Below are 17,150 nucleotides of genomic sequence, written 5' to 3'. Positions count from 1 at the left end.
CCCTGCCCGGCTCGGCCGGGCGCTCAGCCCGACTTGAAGCGTTCCAGCAACTGGCGCTCTTCGGCCAGCTTGTCCTTCACTTCCTTGATCTGCACGTCGATCTGAGACTGCTCGTAGAAGTCGGTGGACATGTTGCGCGCCTGCTGCAGCTGCGATTCCGCGGCGGCGTATGCGCCCGTCATGACGTAAAAGCGCGCCTGGTCGCGGCGCGCGGCCACGGGCTTGCCGTTGCGGTCTTCGCTCTGCGCCAGCATCTGGTAGAGGCTGGGCTCGTCGCTGCCCCATTGCTTGATCTTGGCCCGCAGGTATTCCTGCGCGTCCGTGTGGCGGCCGACGCTTTGCAGCGCCTGGGCGTAGGCGATGCCCAGGGCTCGGTGGGCGGGCCAGCGCTTGGTGCCAGCCTGGGCGAGCTCCAGCGCCCGGGGGTACTCCTTGCGGGCCAGGGCGATATCCACACTGAGCTTGGCCAGCTGGGCCGAGCTTCGACCGTCCGCCGACGCCAGGTTCCAGTTGCGCTCGGCCTCGGCCAGGTTGTTGCGCTGGAACGCCTGCAGCGCCAGGCCGTAGTAGGCGGCCGACTTGCGCACGCCCGACAGGGCCTGGGCCTCGTCCTGCAATTGCTGGCCGGCGGTGCGCAGGCTGACCGCGTCGCGGCCCTGCACCACGCGCATCTTGGCGCGTATGTACCAGAAATCGTCGCTATCCACGTGGCGCGCCACCGGAGACTGGTTGCGCACCCGATTCTGCACGTCCGACATACGCTCGATGGACAGCGGGTGGGTGCTGGCCCATGAGCCGCCGCCCGCGCCTTCATTCAGGCGCGACGCATTCATCAGGCGCCCGAACATCTGCGCCATGCCTTCGGCGTCGTAGCCCGCCTTGGTCAGCATCTGCAGCCCGGCCCGGTCGGCTTCGCGTTCCGCATCGCGTGAAAAACCCAGCTGGCGGTTGATGGCCGCGGCCTGGCCGAATGCCGCCACGCCCACCGCCAGGTTGCCGCCGCCCCCGGCCAGGGCCGCCAGCAGCGCCCCCGCCAGGCTCGCCAGCATCACCATGCTGTTCTGGTTCTGCTGGGTCATGCCGCGGGCGATGTGGCGCTGCACGACGTGGCCGATTTCGTGCGCCAGCACCGCCGCCAGTTCGGACTCGCTGGCGGAAGCCACGATCAGTCCCGTATTGACGCCGATGAAGCCGCCGGGCATGGCGAAAGCGTTGATTTCGGGGTCGCGCACGCCGAACATCTCGACCTCGGGGACCGCGCCGGGCGCAAAGGCCGCCAGTTTGCGCCCCATGGTGGTGAGGTACTGGCTGAGTTCGGAATCGTCCACATAGGTCGGGTCGCGCCGCCCCTGGGCCATGATGGCCTCGCCCAGGCTGCGCTCCAGCGCAGGGGACAGTTCAGCGGCAGAGGCCGCACCCATCGAGGGCAGGCCTACGGGCTGCGCCCAGGCGGCGATAGGGAGGGCGGGCACGGCCAGGGCCACGGACAGCCCGACGATTGCACCCCGTTTCGCAATCGAGCAAATGGATGGCATTTTCCTGCGGTTCATAAGCCTATGATAGCGATGCGCTTAAAATGTTTCATCGATAGCCCCAACGAGGTCTCAATGCGTCCTGTCCGTAAAGCCGTTTTCCCCGTCGCCGGCATGGGTACGCGCTTCCTGCCCGCCACCAAGGCGATGCCCAAGGAAATGCTGCCCGTGGTCGACAAGCCGCTGATCCAATACGCCGTGGAAGAAGCCGTGGCCGCCGGGATCACCGATCTCATCTTCGTGACGGGGCGCAACAAGCGCGCCATCGAAGACCACTTCGACTCCGCGCCGGAACTCGAATCGGACCTGGAAAGCAAGGGCAAGCACGAGCTTTTGGCCATGGTGCGGGGCATTCTACCTGCGCATGTGAATTGCCTCTACATCCGCCAGTCGGCCCCGCTGGGACTGGGCCATGCGGTGCTGTCGGCCGCGCCGGCCGTGGGCGACGAACCGTTTGCCGTGCTGCTCGCCGATGACCTGATCGACTCCGACCAGCCCGCGCTGAAGCAGCTGATCGACGTGGCCGTGGCGCAGAACGCCAGTGTGCTCGGCGTACAGGACGTGCCGCGCGCGGATACCCGCAAGTACGGCATCGTGGCCACCCGCCAGGGAGAGGCAAGCGCCAGCGGCCGCACGGAACGCGTCACCCATATCGTCGAAAAGCCCGACCCCGAAGCCGCGCCGTCGACGCTCGCCGTGGTGGGCCGCTACGTGCTGGAAGCCGCGATCTTCGACCACCTGCGCTCGACCAAGATGGGCGCCGGCAACGAGATCCAGCTGACCGACGGCATCGCCTCGCTGATGCGCGAGCGCGCCGTGTATGCGCACCGCTATGAAGGCGTGCGCTACGACTGTGGCAGCAAGGCCGGCATGTTCCAGGCCACCGTGGCGCTGGGCAAGAAGTACCACGGCCTGCTGCCGGAATAGCCGCAAGCCTGCGGCTATTCGTGCCGCGTCAAGGCTTGAGCGCCGCGGCCTCGCGCCGGCCGTTGAAGCCTTGTTCCAGAATCTTCCGCGCCGAGGGCTCATGGGCCTTCGGCCCGCCGATGCCAAAGCGCTGTGCCGCCACGCCCATCAGGACGATCACGGCGCCCAGTGCGGACGTGTACAGCACCTCCTGGCGGTACGTACCCTCCAGCACCATCGTCAGCAAGGCTGCGCAGATGAACAGGATGACCGCCCAGGTCAGCCAGGGAAACAACCACATCTTGAACTTCAGTTCGGCTCCCTGAGCCTGCAGGCGCTGCCGCATGCGCAGTTGGCAGCATGCGATGGTCAGGTAGACGAACAGCGCTACGCAGCCCGTGGTTTGCATGAGGACGTCGTACAGGTCCATCGAGGACGTCGCCATCATGTAGACGGCAACGAATGCGAACACGCTGGATATGACCACGCCCACGTACGGCGCACCGGACGAAACGCCAGTAACGGCCATGATGCGATGCGCGTCGCCGCGACGGGCCAATGAATAGAGCATGCGCGACGAGACGTAAAGCGCCGAGTTGAAGCAGCTGCAGACCGAAGTCAGCACGATGGCGTTGACGATCAATTGTGCGTAGGGAATGCCCATCGCGTCCAGCACCACGTTGTAGCTGCCACGCGTCGGGTCGACCAGGGCGGGCGTGTCGTAGGGCACCAGGCAAACCACCAGAAAGATGGACCCTACATAGAACAGGCAGATCCGCCAGACCACCGATCGGATGGCTTTCACGATTTGGCCACCGGGCTCGGAGGTCTCTCCCGCCGCCACCGTGACGACTTCCGCGCCCATCATTGCGAACATGATGCCCAGCAATGCGGTGACCACGGCGCCGGGCCCATTGGGCATGAAACCCCGATCGGCGAGATTGGACATGCCGCCGGCATCGCCAAAGGGCCACAGGTGCACAACCGCCAGCGTTCCGACCACCAGGAACAAGACGGTGGCCACCACTTTGATCAGGCCGAACCAAAACTCGAATTCCCCGTAGTTCCTGACGTTCATGAAGTTGACGCCTATCAACCCAAGCGTCAGGAGCAGCGCGTAGACCCAATTGGGCGCCACGGGGAACCAGCCATGCAGAATCTGTCCCGCGACATAGGCTTCCCACCCCATCAGCAGCGCCCAGAAGTACCAATACAGCCAACCGATGGTGAAATCCGCCCAGCGCCCGATAGCGCGATCCGCGTAAGTCGAAAAGGAACCGGTATCGGGCTGGGCCACGGCCATCTCGCCCAGCATGCGCATGACTAGAAACACCAGGATCCCGCCGCCCAGATAAGCCAGGATCACTGCGGGTCCGGCCAGCGCGATCTGCTTGCCGGACCCCACAAACAAGGCCGCGCCGATGACCCCGGCAATGGAAATCATCGTCATGTGGCGCGATTGCAGCCCACCCTTGAGTCCCTCACCCTTAGACATGCTTTCTCCTTTGACCGCGCCCCCGGTATGGAACGCGCTTGTTTTGTTTTTTCCGCACAGGCCTGATGCAGGGCGCGCCTGACCCTAATCTTCAAGTCCCGCGGGCGCGAACCCGGCCAGGAGCGCGTCCAGCCAGCGCGGCGCAAGATCCCGCGCTTCGCGCGCTTCCTTTCTGCGTACGGCGTTGCGGACCAGCGAACCGCCGAAGTACTTGATGGGTTCGGGCGGAAACCGCTTGGGCTTGCGGCCAACCAGGGCGCAGCGGCGCCAAGAATCGTTGCGATCCAGCGCCAGGCTCGCCAGAATCCTGCCGCCCAACAGGCTGGGAGCGACGCCGTTGCCGCTCCAACCCACTCCGTAGTGGATGTGCCCCGTACCGGACAAGGTGCCGAAAACGGGCAGGCTGTCGTAAGTCCGATCAATCGGGCCCGACCACGCATGCGAGACGCGCACATCGGCAAGCATCGGGTAGGCGCGGCGGAAATCCTGTTCCGCCATCCGGCAGCTTTCTTCGTGGCGGCTGAAGGTGGCGTCGATGACGCCTCCCCGGGAAAGCGCCCCCGTACCCTTGCCGTACGCGATCCGCCCGTCTCTTGTGGTCCGGTAATACCCGACCATCAACTGCGAATCGGTGATGGCTTCGCCTCCGGTCCAGCCCAGGGAAGCCAGGCGCTCGGGGATCGCCTGCGTCACGACGATGGAACTGTTGACGGGCACGATCAGCCTTGAGATTTCAGGAATGGCCGCGGCCCATGCATTCGTCGCCAGCACGACGCTTTTGGCCAGCATGGTGCCCAAGGCGCTGCGGATCACCGCCGGATAGCCGTCGCTCAACTCCAGCACCGGCGTGTTCTCGTGGATCACGATGCCGCGCTCCAGGGCCACCCTGCGCATACCGCGCACCAACCGTGCCGGCTGCACCGTGGCATTGCCGCGCTCGAACACGCCCGCCCTGTGCATACGAGACCCGGTTCGACGTGCAACGTCCTCCGGGAGTACGTACTCGAAGGGACGCGCGCCGACCCGGGCGCAGGCCTGGAGCGTGCCGTCCCATGACTCCTGTTGCGCCTCGGAAGTGGCAGTCCAGAGCCATCCCCCGCGGCGGATGTGCGCATCGATGCGATGGCGGCCGCAGAACTGTTCGATTTCATCGATGGCGCGTTCCGAGGCCTGGGCCAGGAACAGCGCCTCGTCGGCATCCGCGAAAGCAAGCAACGAAGCGATTTTCGGCCACCAGGACATGGCCATGCCGCCGTTGCGCCCTGAAGCGCCCCCGCCGCAAACGTCGCGTTCCAGGACCACGACCTTGGACCAAGGGCTGAGCTCCTTGATGCTCAACGCCGTCCACAGGCCGACATAGCCTCCACCGATAATCACGATGTCGGCGGCCTGGCTACCGGTCATGGGCGCACTTGCCTGCATGGCGGGCTCCGCCTCCTGCATCCAGAAGCTGCGTTGCAGGAAAGGTTCGGCTTGGCTTGTATGGCGTGAAATGATCATGAGCAAAGCGGCTTTAATCCAGCCGCGCCTCGAATTGAATATATCTACATAATTTCTGTAGGTTGTGATCCTATCGAAGCTGATTTTTGCAAAAAATAGGGGCTTTCCCCAATATGTCCGGTCCTATCATGAAGGATCGGATTTATATAATTTATCTATATATATTCTGTACGAACTGCCACACTGGTCCATCCACCGCACCAGCACAGGAACTTCACTCGCATGTCTGAGTATCGAATCGGCGACGTCGCGCGCCTCACGGGCACGAACATTTCGACGCTGCGGCTATGGGAGCAACACGGCCTCCTCGTTCCGGCGCGCACCGAAACGGGACAGCGCATCTATTCAGATGCAGATCTGGCTCGGGTATCCCATATCGTTCGTCTGCGGCAGATCAACGGCCTGAACATGCCTGCGATCCGTCGCGTACTGGAGGAGTCGCAGGCCGGATCAGCGTCCGCGGCGCCACCCTCGACCGCCTCAGGCGCCACGGCATCCCAGGCCCGTGAAATGGCTGACGCCGCCGCGCTTGGACTGCGTTTTCGCACCGCGCGCCGCAGCGCCGACTTGTCGCTGAAAGAAGCGTCAGATGAAACCAGCCTGCCCGTGTCCTTCATTTCCACCTTTGAACGGACAGGCCGCGGGGCCACCGTCGCCAGCCTGAAGCTGCTTGCCACCTGTTATGGCACGTCGCTGACGGCCCTGTCGGAGGTGTCGCCCAAGCCGTCGCGCAACGCGGCCGAGGTGGTGCGCAAGGGCCAGGAAAGACATGCCCCGTCGTTCGGCGCGGGCATCCAGATCCTGCAGCTCGCGACGAGCCTGCCTTCGCTCGACTGCCAGAAATGGGTCCTGGCGCCGGGCGCCCGCAGTGAAGGCGCCTATACGCACCATGGAGAGGAGTGCATACACGTCATCGCCGGCGAATTCAGCATTACGGTCGATCTGGCGGCGCCCGTGACCTTGCGCGCCGGAGACAGCATTTCGTTCCTGAGCGGACGGCCTCATTCGTGGAAAGTCGTCGGCGAGCAAACCGTGGAACTGTTCTGGGTCAATACGCCGAAGAGCTTCTAAGCTGACGGCGTATGCCACCCGCCGCGGTTTTCAGGCCGAAGCGGCGCGGGCACGGGCCTTGGAACGGGCCAGCGCATCGCGATCCGCCTTGCGCAAGCGCCCCTTGGCCGACAGGCGCATCAAGGTTCCCAGGGCCACCATCAGGCCGATCACCTCGACCAGCGCGGCCGGAATCCACATGGTCAGGCCGCCTATGGTCTGATCGGTCTGGGCCGACATGGCGATGGCGCGGCCGCATAGTTCGAACAGCGGATAGATGTCGCTTTCAGTGAAGGCAATGACCGCGCCGGCCACCATTTGCGGCAGCATCGTCAGCACGGGAGAAATGACCCGGCCGCCCGGCGTCATGGCCGCGGGAGGCGCGGGCCTGCGGTCCAGGATCAGGTTCCAGTACATGAAGCCGCTGATGACCACCGACCAGTTCATCAGGCGGTAGAGGCGCCAGTCCAGCATGGAATAGAACTGCACCGACGGGATCAGCCAGACCAGCACCAGGAAAACAAACAGCGTCGGCACGAAGATCTTGTGGGTCAACACCGCCACCGTGGCACGGCCGGCGCCGGTGCGCAGGAAGTCGCGCAGGCGGATGCGCCAGCGCATGGGCAGGCCCGCGCGCATCACCTGCCCCGGGAATGCCGCCATCACCAGCAGCGGCCCCAGATGGTGCAACACCAGATGCTGGATGCGGTGGATGAAGAACATGCGCTCGGCGTAGTAGTCCAGCCGGGTATGCATGGACAGGTACAGCAGCACCATGCCGGTCCAGAACAGGATGCTGCGGGCGGCGGTCACGCGATGGACCTTTTGGCCGCGCACGAACAGCACGATGGCCACCAGGAAGGAGGCCACCAGCGTGGGAGAGAACTCCCAGGGTATGAGCCATTCGAGACTATCCATGCAAACCATCCGGAAAACGTCGGGGCTGTACGAGGACGGGCGCCATGCGCCGCACTCGCCGATTGTAGTTGACCCCGGCCCGCCCTGCCCCGGCGCTCAGAAACGGTGCGAAATGCCCGTGCCCACCCGCGTGGTGTGGGAATGGGCAGGATCGAACTGGTCGTCCAGCGTGTAGTTCGACGCATAGCCGGCGAAGGCATAGAGCGTCGTGCGCGGGGACAGGCTGTAGGTATAGCCCAGCGTCATCACCTGCGCATTGCGCGCCGTCATGCCGTTGTCCCAATGCCAGTCCGGATGGGCCAGCGACCATTGCACCAGCACGGCGCCAGGCCCGACCGGCACGCTGGCCCCGACCAGCCAGGCATCGACCGTGCCGCCGCGCACGAAGGCAGCCGGTCCCAGGCCCATGCCCAGTCCGTCGGGATCGCCCCCGTCCAGCCCGACATCGCCGTTGCGCTGGCGCGACCAGGCCAGGGACAGCTTCAGCACCTCGAAGTCATAGGAAGCGCCCAGCTGGACCGCTTGCGGCCGTCCGTTGCTGCCCGGCGGCGCGTCGGCCAGGCGCAGCTGGTCCCAGGTGGCGACCGCCAGCAAGGGTCCATCCTCATATTTCAGGCCGAGACTGAGCGCGCGGTTGTTGTTGGCCGTTTTGAACTGGCTGCGGTCGTCGGCGTCGAAGGAATAGCCGATGCCTGCCTGGAAGCCCTGCCATACCGGCGTGTAGTAATTGACCAGGTTGCTGAGCTGGTAGTTGTCGGACGCCTTGAAGGTGGCACCCATGCCCATTTCCTTCCAGGACGCGATTTCCAGGGAATTGCCGTAGACCTGGCCTATGGTGTGCTGGCGCCCCAACCGCAGGTCGCCGAAGCTGTCATGCCCCAGGCCGACCCAGGCGGCGTAATTGAAGTAGCGGTCGTCGTCGGCCCGCTTGCCCGACGAGGGATCGAAGCCGCTTTCCAGCTGGAACCTGGCGCTCCAGCCCCCGCCCATGTCTTCCGCCCCCGTCATGCCCCACAGGGTATCGGTCAATCCGCCGTTGAGCAGCCCGCTGTGACTGCCCTGCCCCGAGACCGAGGTGACGGCCAGCCCCGCGTCCACCACCCCGTACAGCGTCAGCCCCTGCCCGGTCTCGGCGCAGCGACCCGCCAAGGGAAGGGCCAGGCCCACTGCCATCAGCGCGGCAAAAGTAGCGATTCTCATGTGTTTCTCCTGATCGCGCGGCGGGCTTGCGCCCGCCGCGGGCCTCATCTACTTATTGCCAGCCGTAGCGGCGGACCCAGATTCCCTTCAGGAACTGCGTCAGCGTGCAATAGGCCAACAGGATGCCGATCAGCCAGGGGAAGTAGCTCAACGGCAGCGGCTGCAGCTGGAGGTACTCGGCCAAGGGCGAAAACGGCAGCAGCAACCCCATCGTCACCACCAGCAGGGTCATGCCCATCAGCGGCCACGCGGCGCGGCTTTGCAGGAACGGGATCTTGCGTGTGCGGATCATATGGACGATGAGCGTCTGCGACAACAATCCTTCGACGAACCAGCCCGACTGGAATAGCGTCTGGTGTTCCGGCGTATTGGCCTGGAAAACGTACCACATGAGCGCATAGGTGGCGATGTCGAACAGGGAGCTGATCGGACCGAAAAACACCATGAAGCGACCCAGGCCGTCAGGGTCCCACTGCTGGGGCTTCTTCAACAATTCTTCGTCGACATTGTCGAACGGGATTGCGGTCTGGGAAATGTCGTACATCAAGTTCTGCACCAGCAGGTGGATGGGCAGCATCGGCAGAAACGGCAGAAAGGCGCTGGCGACCAGGACCGAGAAGACATTGCCGAAGTTCGAGCTGGCCGTCATCTTCAGGTACTTGAGCATGTTGCAGAAGGTCTTGCGACCTTCGATGACGCCGTCCTCCAGCACCATCAGGCTCTTTTCCAGCAGGATGATGTCCGCAGCCTCTTTGGAAATATCGACCGCCGAATCCACCGAGATGCCCACGTCGGCCGCCCGCAGGGCTGGCGCGTCGTTGATGCCGTCGCCCATGAAGCCCACGGTGTTTCCCTGGGCCCTGAGGCTGCGCACAATGCGCTCCTTGTGGGCCGGCGTGAGCCGCGCGAACACATTGGCCTCGCGCACGGCGGCGGCCAGTTGCGCCTCGTCCATTGCCTCGATATCGGCGCCCAGATAGACCTTGCGCACCTCGAAATCGACCTCGCGGCAGACCTTCTGCGTCACCAGCTCCACGTCGCCGGTCAGCACCTTCACTTCGATGCCGGAATCCTTGAGCGCCTTGAGCGCGGGGGCGGTGGATTCCTTGGGAGGATCCAGGAAGGCCATGTATCCGACCAGCACCAGATCGGACTCGTCGGCCACGCCGTAGGTTTGCTGGGTGGGCGGCATTTCCTTGACGCCCACCGCGATGACGCGCAGGCCGTCGCGATTCAGGTCCGCCGTCACCCGGCGGATGTCGGCCCGGCGGGCATCGGTCAGCAGATGCTCTTCGTGGCCCACGCGCAGGCGGGTGCAGACCGCCAGCATCTCCTCCAGCGCGCCCTTGCAGATCAATTCGTGATGCTCGCGGCCATTCTCGGTTTCGTTGACCACGACCGACATGCGGCGCCGGGAAAAGTCGAAGGGGATCTCGTCGACCTTGCGGTACTTTGCCGCCAGATCCAGCTTGCGCTCGACTTCGGCGTGCTGCAGCACCGCCACATCCAGCAGGTTCTTCAAACCGGTCTGGTAGTAGCTGTTGAGATAGGCGTAGGCCAGCACGTCGTCGCTGCTGGCGCCGTAGACGTCGGTGTGGCGCTCCAGCACGATGCGGTCCTGGGTCAGGGTGCCGGTCTTGTCCGTGCACAGCACGTTCATCGCGCCCAGGTTCTGGATCGCGTCCAGCCGCTTGACCACGACCTTGCGGCGCGACATGCGCACGGCGCCCTTGGCCAGGGTGGCCGTGACGATCATGGGCAGCATTTCGGGCGTCAGGCCCACGGCGATGGCCAGCGCGAACAGCAGCGCCTCCATCCAATCGCCCTTGGTAAAGCCGTTGATCAGCATGACGATGGGCGCCATGACCAGCATGAAACGGATCAGCACCCAACTCACGCGGTTGATGCCCTGCTGGAACTGGGTCGGCGCACGGCTGGTCTGCGTGACGCGCCCGGCCAATTGGCCGAAGTAGCTGCGCGAGCCCGTGGCGACCACCAGGGCGCTGCCCGAGCCGCTGACCACGTTGGTACCCATGAACGCCATGTTCTCAAGTTCCAGCGCGTTGGCGGTCTCGCTGCGCTGCGTGGCGTACTTTTCGACAGGCAGCGATTCGCCCGTCAGCGCGGCCTGCGCGATGAACAGGTCCTTGGCATTCAGGATGCGGCAGTCGGCGGGAATCATGTCGCCCGCGGACAGCAGCACCACGTCGCCCGGCACCAGCTCCGCCAGCGGCACCTCGATCTGGCGCGAGCCGCTGACATGCAGCGCCACGCCGAAATAGCGGCGGGCATCGCCCTCGGCCTGGGTCGCCGGGTCGCTGCGCAGCACGGTGGCGGTGTTCTGCACCATGGCCTTGAGCGCCTCGGCGGCGCGGCTGGAGCGCTGTTCCTGCGCAAACCGCAGCACGGTGGAGATGAGCACCATGGCGCCGATGATGAATACCGCCGTCCAGGACTGGTCGTCCGGCACGGCCATGCGCACGTCGGTGAGCCAGGACAGCGCCGCCAGCGCGGTCAGAAGCAGGTTGAACGGATTCCGATAGGACAGCCACAGATGCGTGTACCAGGAGAGCGGCTTTTCGTGGTCGACCTCGTTGGCGCCGTAGCGTTCGCGCGCGGTCTGGGCCTGGGCCTCGGACAGCCCGCCGCGGCTGCTGCCGAACAGGGCGAACAGGGCGCCGAAGCCCATGCGCGACAGGTCCAGCATCTGGCGGTTGGCATGGCGCGCGGTGTCGGAAGACGCCGCGGCGGTCGCGACGCCGCGTTCCGGCATGGGCGAACGGCGGAAGTGTCTGGCGCTATGGCGCAGGCCCGCCGCCGACGTAAAGAAGGACTTGAGAAACTTGAACATCGGAGTGCTCCGGTTGTACGTGTAGTTGTTGGAGACACGGACGACCCTGCCCTCTGCTGGCTGCGCGCGGGCAGCAGCGGTCCGCGGCTTTCGCGCAGAAAGCCGTCAAACCGCCGCGTACAGGCGTGCGCAGGCGCCGGGGCAATGTTGCCGGTATCCGGATCGCATGAAATGCGCCGGGTGCGGAAAACGGATGGGAGCTAGCGGAGGAATCGGTGCCGGCGGCAGAGGCGCACGCGACGTGGGCCAGGCCGGTGATTCTTGGCTGCGGACTCCGTACGGGCCAGGATGACTATCCTGCCTGTCGGCTCGCAGCGAGGAGACAGGTCAGACAGGCATGCCGGCGCCGCGCACTGGGCGCAATCGAGGCTCGGGGTCTAAGGCACTGGGCATGATCTCTCCTGTGGAAGAAAGGACGGCTTCAGGCCAGCGCGGCCTGCGCGGCCGGCGTCGTGGTCTGGGTGCCGAAATGCACGTGGCGCACGGCGGGATTGGCGCTCAGGCGGCGCGCCTGCGACATCAGTTCGCCCCGCAGCTCCGGGGGGCAATTGACGGTAATGCAGGCGGATGCCATGCCAGGATCCCGGCCCTGGTCGATCTGCACTTGCGAGACGTCCAGGCCGGCGGCGCTGAAGTCCAGGCAGATCTGCTTGCGCAAGGCGCCCAGCTCGTCGCGCGGACAGATGACCGTCAGGCGCGAAGTGCCGCGGCGGCGGCCCAGGGCGGTGGCGCGGTCCACGCCGGCGCGGCGTAGGAACAAGTCGAAGAAACGCATAACGACCTCCATTGCAAGAATGGGGAGCGTGATCGCGAATACGCGCGCATGCGCGCTGCGCGTGGCGGACAGGCACGAGAAAAACGTGCGCGAACGCTGACGCTGCGGCTGAAGCGGCGGTTCTGGCGGTTTATGTTGGGGAGTTTCCCGGCAAGCCGCTGGCTTGCGCGATTGCCCGGGCTTGCGCCTGGAGCTTGGGATACAACCGCAACCTGTTCAACAGGCTGCGGCAGACGGAGTTCTGCGTGGACCTGTTAAACAGCGACGTCGATGCAAGATCGACAACTTTCGCCGGAATCGGTATTCACGAAGACTGCTCCTGGGATGGATAACGGGCAAGATTTTACGCGGGTTTCCACTTATGGACAAGGCTTTTGGCGCTAAATCGAGCCTGAATGCGGAAAAAAACGCGGGGCCCCAAGCCCCGCGCACTAAACGCCGTCAGACGTAGAAATGCCAGCCCAGATAGGCTGCGAACACGGCATACAGGCCCCCCACGGCCGACAACGCCGGCACGCTCATGGCCGAGCGGCGGAAACGGAGCCACAGCAGGCCGATCGACAGCATCGTGAACAGGCCTGCCGCGAGCAGGGGACCGTCCAGCAGCCAGGGCGTCATGAAGATACCCAGCGCGCTTGGGATGGTCGCCTGAATCATCATGGCGCCCGAAATATTGGCCAGCGCCAGCCGTTCCTTGCCCTGGCGCACCCAGATCAGCGCGTTCATGATTTCCGGCAGCTCGGTCGCCACCGGCGCCAGCAACAGCGCGGCCACATGAGGCGATGCGCCCATCGCCACGCCCAGCAACTCGATCTGGTTCACGAACACATGCGATGCCCCGGCGATCACGACCAGGGCCAGCACCGTCTGCGTGACTGCCCAGAACATGCTCGGATCCTCGTCGCGCGGGCGCAGCTTCAGCGGTTCGAGGTCCTCGCTGTCCAGGCTCTCCTCGTCGTTGCTGAGCTCGCGCTTGACGTAAAGGCCGTAGGTGGCCAGGAACAGGATGCCCAACCAGGGCTTCCAGGCAAAGGCCAGCAGGCCCAGGCCCACCTTGAAGATGAAGATGCCCATGAACCAGGCCTGGTCGCGGGCCAGCCGGCGCTGGTCCGCGTTGATACAGTCCGCCTGCGTGGCCCGCCCGCGGCGCGAGCGCCACAGAGCCAGGCCAACCACCGCATACGCCAGCGTCGCCAGCACCAGCGGGCCGCCCATGGCGGCGCCGACGCCTATGTCTTTTTGCTCGGGGGTTTCGCCAAACACGACAGCCATGAAGGTCACGGCACTTTCCGGCAAGGCCGTACCGAACGCGGCCAGCACGGTGCCGGTGGCGGTGGCGCCAAGCTGGAAGCGATGGCCGACCCATTCGACGCCGTTCACGAAGAACTCGCAGGCGAAGTAGATCACTGCCGCTGACAGGAAAAACAGGAACAGGGTGAGAAACATATGGGCGAGCCGGACGAGCAGAAACCAATTGGCGCGACGTCGCGGCTCGCCCGGCTGGGGTGAACGCAACGCGGCCAAAGGTCTCGCCTGGCTGATCCATGCGGCGGGTGCCGCCGTGCATGGATACCGCTACTAGCGCCATGGAGTTCTAGCGGCTGCTGCGCAGCGCTGAACCACCAAGTCTGTTGACGCTAGCTCCTTTGTGGGGACAAAGGATGGCTACTCCCCAATGACAGAGCCGCGATTGTAGCAGCTTGGCCTGCGCGGTCCAGCGAATTCAGTGCGCCCCTTGCGGGCTGTCGCAAGCAGGGGATGGCAGGTAAAGTAAACGGCATCCTCACCCTGCCGGGGTTCGCGCCCCAGTCCACCATGAGCCTGCCTCCCGACGACATCGCCCCTTACGCCGCGCGGCGCCAACGCCTGATGGCGCAGATGCGCGCGGAGGGCGGCGGCATCGCCATACTGGCGACCGCCCCGGAAGCCACGCGCAACCGCGACGCGGAATATCCATACCGGCACGACAGCGACTTCTTCTACCTGACCGGCTTCACCGAACCCGGCGCCTGGCTGGTGCTGACCGCCGGTGCGACCGACCGCGCCGTGCTCTTCTGCCGCCCCCGCCACATCGAACATGAAATATGGGAGGGCAAGCGCTTCGGCCCCGAGGCGGCTGCCGCGCATTTCGGCTTCGACGACGCCCATCCGCTCGATGCGCTGGACGAACTGATGCCGGCGCTGCTGCAGGACCATGCCACCTTGTACGCCCCACTGGCGGGCGACAAGCGCAGCGACGGGCGCCTGCACCGCTGGCTGGCCGCGGCGCGCGAGGCCGGCCGCGGCGGCCATGCGCCGCCTTCGCGCCAACAGGACATCCGGCCGCTGCTGGCCGAGATGCGGCTGATCAAGGACGCCACGGAAATCGCGGCCATGCGGCGCGCGGCCAAGATCTCCGCCGGCGCCCACGTGCGCGCCATGCGCGTCGCCCGCGCCGGCATGCGGGAATACGAGATCGAGGCCGAACTGCTGTACGAGTTCCGCCGCCACGGCGCGCAATCGGTGGCCTACAACAGCATCGTGGCCGCCGGCGCCAATGCCTGCGTGCTGCACTACCCGGCCGGCGAAGCCGTGTTGCGCGACGGCGACCTGGTGCTGATCGACGCAGGCTGCGAGGTCGACAGCTACGCCAGCGACATCACCCGGACGTTCCCGGTGAACGGCCGCTACAGCGGTCCGCAGCGCGCGCTGTACGACCTGACGGTGGCCGCGCAGGATGCCGCCGCCCAGGCCACGGCGCCCGGCCGCAGCTTCAACGACGGCCATCAGGCCGCCCTGCGCGTGCTGGCGCAGGGCATGCTGGACCTGAAACTCTTGAAAGGCTCGCTGGACGGGGTGCTGGAATCCGGCGACTACAGCCGCTTCTACATGCACCGCACCGGCCACTGGCTGGGCCTGGACGTGCACGACGTGGGCGACTACCGCCAGCCCGGCCCGGCCCACGGCGCCGAACGCCCCTGGCGCAAGCTGGAACCGGGAATGATGCTGACGATCGAGCCCGGCATCTACGTGCGGCCCGCTGACGACGTGCCCGAGGCCTACTGGAACATCGGCATCCGCACCGAAGACGACGCGCTGGTCACGGACGAAGGCTGTGAACTCATCACCCGCGGCGTGCCGGTGCAGGCCGGCGAGATCGAAGCGCTGATGCGCGAGTAGGCTGGCGGCGCGCCAGAGCCGCGCTAAAAGACGTAGCCGTCGAGCCAGCCCATGGCGATCCAGGTGTAGACCACCACCATGGCGATGGCGAACATGGACACGATGGCGCCGACCAGGCAGGCCAGGATCGCAACCAGCACCGGCCCCCAGCCGGTCTGGGTCGGCCGGCCCAATCCGTCGTTGTAGATGCGGTCGAATTTCTCGTCCGGCATCAACGAGAACACCGCGCTCTCGATGAACCCGTCGACCATGGGTATGAACACCAGGAAGAAGGCGGGGTTGTCGTACCAGACAGGGTAGAAGCTGACGGCACAGAACAGGCTGATCAGCGTGTACGCGGTCACCAGCCAGGCGTGGCGGCGCCCCAGATACCACCAATGCGCCCCCACCGCCCCGAACAGGCAGGCCAGCAGCCCGACCGCGACCTTGCCGCGCGGGCGGCGGGCGGAAGCTGCGGACAACGGGGATGAGGCCTGTAGCTGCGTCATGTCGATCGACCGGAAAGAGGACCACGGCGCCAAGACGCGCCGGCTGCTGCGGATTGTAGTGGACGGTTAAAATCCGGGCATGACTTCATCCGCCTTCGACATAGCGATTCTAGGCGCGGGCCCGGTGGGCCGCGTGCTGGCCCTGATGCTGGCGCGCGTGGCGCCCGACCCCGCGCGCATCGCGCTGCTTGCCGCCAGCGCGCCCGCCCCGGTCGCGCCGTCGGCGGCGGCGCCCGCCACGGATCCCCGCGTGCTGGCCATGAACCACGGCAGCCGGGTGCTGCTGGAGTCGCTGCATGCCTGGCCCGAACGCTCGGCCGACATCCGCAACATCCATGTGTCGCAACGCGGCCGGCTGGGCCGGACCCTGATCCAGAACACCGATTTCGGCGTGCCGCAGCTGGGCAGCGTGGTCGCCTATTCCGGCCTGCATGCCAAGCTGGACGAATGCGTGGCCGCCTGCGGCGTCACCGTGCTGCCGGGCCCGCCCGCCCGGATCGGCATGCAGGACGCGGACGGCGTGCGCATCGAACAAGGCGACACGACGCTGCTGTGCCGGGTGGCGGTGCAATCCGACGGCGCGGGCGCGGTCGACGTGCGCCGCGACTACGACCAGCACGCGGTGCTGACCACGGCGCACGCCACCCTGCCCCGCCGCGGCTGGGCCTGGGAGCGCTTCACCGCCGAGGGCCCGCTGGCGCTGCTGCCGCATCCGCAGACCCCGGACGCCTATTCGGTGGTCTGGTGCAGCGCGCCCGAGCGCGCGGCCGAACTGGCGGCGCTGGATAATGGCGCGTTTTCGCGGGCGCTGTCCGTCGCCTTCGGCGACCGCCTGGGACGGCTTTCCAGCCAGGCGCCCCGGCATGTCTTTCCACTGGCGCTCAGCGCCCGCCGCGCCCAGGTGCACGGCCGCGTGGCGGCGATCGGCAATGCCGCGCAAACCCTGCATCCGGTCGCAGGCCAGGGCCTGAACCTGGGCCTGCGCGACGCAGCCCGCCTGGCCCAGACGCTGGCCGGCTGGCTGGCTCACCCGGAGGTCAATCCCGGCTCCGCCCTGGCGGAATTCGCCGGAGCGCGCCACGTGGACCGCTTCATCACCGCCGGCCTGACCGATCTGATGCCCCGCATCTTCTCGACCGGCCTGGCGCCGGTGGAGCACGCCTGTGGTCTGGCCTTATTGGGGATGGATCTGGCCTCTCCGCTGCGCGCGCCGCTGGCGCAGCATCTGCTGCAAGGTTTCCGCGCCTGAACTCTTCCTATCCGCCCCCGATAATGG

Annotated in this window: 13 protein-coding genes and 1 riboswitch; of the genes, 4 read left to right on the top strand and 9 right to left on the bottom strand. The window is 66.0% G+C overall.

The annotated features are described in order from the left end of the window. Nucleotides 1-23: 23 nt before the first annotated feature. On the bottom strand, nucleotides 24-1,550 hold the full coding sequence (locus HV766_RS10660) for a M48 family metalloprotease (protein ID WP_054449936.1): 1,527 nt from the start codon (nucleotides 1,548-1,550) through the stop codon (nucleotides 24-26). A gap of 57 nt (nucleotides 1,551-1,607) precedes the next feature. On the opposite strand from HV766_RS10660, the gene galU reads away from it, so the two are divergent. Beyond that, nucleotides 1,608-2,459 carry a UTP--glucose-1-phosphate uridylyltransferase GalU gene (galU, locus tag HV766_RS10655; protein ID WP_054449934.1) on the top strand — a complete coding sequence of 284 codons (852 nt, stop codon included), beginning with the start codon at nucleotides 1,608-1,610 and terminating at the stop codon, nucleotides 2,457-2,459. A 28-nt stretch (nucleotides 2,460-2,487) separates the two neighbouring features. Here the strand turns inward: galU and HV766_RS10650 are convergent, their stop codons facing one another. Beyond that, on the bottom strand, nucleotides 2,488-3,933 hold the full coding sequence (locus tag HV766_RS10650) for an amino acid permease (RefSeq protein ID WP_175181130.1): 1,446 nt from the start codon (nucleotides 3,931-3,933) through the stop codon (nucleotides 2,488-2,490). Nucleotides 3,934-4,017: 84 nt separating this feature from the next. Then, on the bottom strand, nucleotides 4,018-5,433 hold the full coding sequence (locus HV766_RS10645) for an NAD(P)/FAD-dependent oxidoreductase (RefSeq protein WP_175181250.1): 1,416 nt from the start codon (nucleotides 5,431-5,433) through the stop codon (nucleotides 4,018-4,020). Nucleotides 5,434-5,655: 222 nt separating this feature from the next. Here HV766_RS10645 and HV766_RS10640 point away from each other — a divergent pair, with 222 nt between their 5' ends. Beyond that, the gene (locus HV766_RS10640) at nucleotides 5,656-6,504 is read left to right on the top strand and encodes a MerR family transcriptional regulator (RefSeq protein ID WP_125471652.1); all 849 of its coding nucleotides are present in this window, start codon (nucleotides 5,656-5,658) and stop codon (nucleotides 6,502-6,504) included. Between the two features lie 30 nt (nucleotides 6,505-6,534). Here the strand turns inward: HV766_RS10640 and HV766_RS10635 are convergent, their stop codons facing one another. The 5 genes from HV766_RS10635 to HV766_RS10615 all read right to left on the bottom strand — a co-directional run bounded on the left by HV766_RS10635 (nucleotide 6,535) and on the right by HV766_RS10615 (nucleotide 13,673). Next, nucleotides 6,535-7,410 carry a cytochrome c oxidase assembly protein gene (locus HV766_RS10635; protein WP_156337297.1) on the bottom strand — a complete coding sequence of 292 codons (876 nt, stop codon included), beginning with the start codon at nucleotides 7,408-7,410 and terminating at the stop codon, nucleotides 6,535-6,537. 87 nt (nucleotides 7,411-7,497) lie between these two features. Continuing rightward, nucleotides 7,498-8,601 carry a porin gene (locus HV766_RS10630; RefSeq protein WP_054449927.1) on the bottom strand — a complete coding sequence of 368 codons (1,104 nt, stop codon included), beginning with the start codon at nucleotides 8,599-8,601 and terminating at the stop codon, nucleotides 7,498-7,500. Between the two features lie 52 nt (nucleotides 8,602-8,653). Further along, on the bottom strand, nucleotides 8,654-11,452 hold the full coding sequence (gene mgtA, locus HV766_RS10625) for a magnesium-translocating P-type ATPase (protein ID WP_175159432.1): 2,799 nt from the start codon (nucleotides 11,450-11,452) through the stop codon (nucleotides 8,654-8,656). A gap of 421 nt (nucleotides 11,453-11,873) precedes the next feature. Then, on the bottom strand, nucleotides 11,874-12,227 hold the full coding sequence (locus HV766_RS10620) for a hypothetical protein (RefSeq protein ID WP_054449923.1): 354 nt from the start codon (nucleotides 12,225-12,227) through the stop codon (nucleotides 11,874-11,876). 441 nt (nucleotides 12,228-12,668) lie between these two features. Then, nucleotides 12,669-13,673, bottom strand: a complete 1,005-nt coding sequence (locus HV766_RS10615; RefSeq protein WP_119449695.1) for a sodium:calcium antiporter — start codon at nucleotides 13,671-13,673, stop codon at nucleotides 12,669-12,671. 52 nt (nucleotides 13,674-13,725) lie between these two features. Further along, a riboswitch (yybP-ykoY riboswitch) is annotated at nucleotides 13,726-13,920 on the bottom strand. 122 nt (nucleotides 13,921-14,042) lie between these two features. Here HV766_RS10615 and HV766_RS10610 point away from each other — a divergent pair. Continuing rightward, nucleotides 14,043-15,386, top strand: a complete 1,344-nt coding sequence (locus HV766_RS10610; RefSeq protein WP_119449696.1) for an aminopeptidase P N-terminal domain-containing protein — start codon at nucleotides 14,043-14,045, stop codon at nucleotides 15,384-15,386. A 23-nt stretch (nucleotides 15,387-15,409) separates the two neighbouring features. Here HV766_RS10610 and HV766_RS10605 read toward each other — a convergent pair whose 3' ends face one another. Further along, a complete protein-coding gene (locus HV766_RS10605; RefSeq protein WP_175181129.1) occupies nucleotides 15,410-15,874 on the bottom strand; it encodes a TM2 domain-containing protein in 465 nt (154 codons plus the stop codon). A gap of 79 nt (nucleotides 15,875-15,953) precedes the next feature. Here HV766_RS10605 and HV766_RS10600 point away from each other — a divergent pair, with 79 nt between their 5' ends. Then, nucleotides 15,954-17,123, top strand: a complete 1,170-nt coding sequence (locus tag HV766_RS10600) for a UbiH/UbiF/VisC/COQ6 family ubiquinone biosynthesis hydroxylase (protein ID WP_175181128.1) — start codon at nucleotides 15,954-15,956, stop codon at nucleotides 17,121-17,123. Nucleotides 17,124-17,150: the final 27 nt, after the last annotated feature.

It is taken from the genome of Achromobacter aegrifaciens, assembly GCF_902859735.1.
Lineage (GTDB): Bacteria > Pseudomonadota > Gammaproteobacteria > Burkholderiales > Burkholderiaceae_B > Achromobacter > Achromobacter aegrifaciens.
The sequence above is the reverse complement of the archived record's forward strand: the minus strand, read 5'-3'. Positions and strand labels throughout refer to the sequence as shown.

Bases quoted from the DNA above. Each gene is read 5' to 3' on its own strand.
- HV766_RS10630 (WP_054449927.1), bottom strand. From the start codon at position 8,601: ATGAGAATCGCTACTTTTGCCGCGCTGATGGCAGTGGGCCTGGCCCTT.
- mgtA (WP_175159432.1), bottom strand. From the start codon at position 11,452: ATGTTCAAGTTTCTCAAGTCCTTCTTTACGTCGGCGGCGGGCCTGCGC.
- HV766_RS10645 (WP_175181250.1), bottom strand. From the start codon at position 5,433: ATGATCATTTCACGCCATACAAGCCAAGCCGAACCTTTCCTGCAACGC.
- HV766_RS10615 (WP_119449695.1), bottom strand. From the start codon at position 13,673: ATGTTTCTCACCCTGTTCCTGTTTTTCCTGTCAGCGGCAGTGATCTAC.
- galU (WP_054449934.1), top strand. From the start codon at position 1,608: ATGCGTCCTGTCCGTAAAGCCGTTTTCCCCGTCGCCGGCATGGGTACG.
- HV766_RS10640 (WP_125471652.1), top strand. From the start codon at position 5,656: ATGTCTGAGTATCGAATCGGCGACGTCGCGCGCCTCACGGGCACGAAC.
- HV766_RS10610 (WP_119449696.1), top strand. From the start codon at position 14,043: ATGAGCCTGCCTCCCGACGACATCGCCCCTTACGCCGCGCGGCGCCAA.
- HV766_RS10605 (WP_175181129.1), bottom strand. From the start codon at position 15,874: ATGACGCAGCTACAGGCCTCATCCCCGTTGTCCGCAGCTTCCGCCCGC.
- HV766_RS10660 (WP_054449936.1), bottom strand. From the start codon at position 1,550: ATGAACCGCAGGAAAATGCCATCCATTTGCTCGATTGCGAAACGGGGT.
- HV766_RS10650 (WP_175181130.1), bottom strand. From the start codon at position 3,933: ATGTCTAAGGGTGAGGGACTCAAGGGTGGGCTGCAATCGCGCCACATG.
- HV766_RS10620 (WP_054449923.1), bottom strand. From the start codon at position 12,227: ATGCGTTTCTTCGACTTGTTCCTACGCCGCGCCGGCGTGGACCGCGCC.
- HV766_RS10600 (WP_175181128.1), top strand. From the start codon at position 15,954: ATGACTTCATCCGCCTTCGACATAGCGATTCTAGGCGCGGGCCCGGTG.
- HV766_RS10635 (WP_156337297.1), bottom strand. From the start codon at position 7,410: ATGGTTTGCATGGATAGTCTCGAATGGCTCATACCCTGGGAGTTCTCT.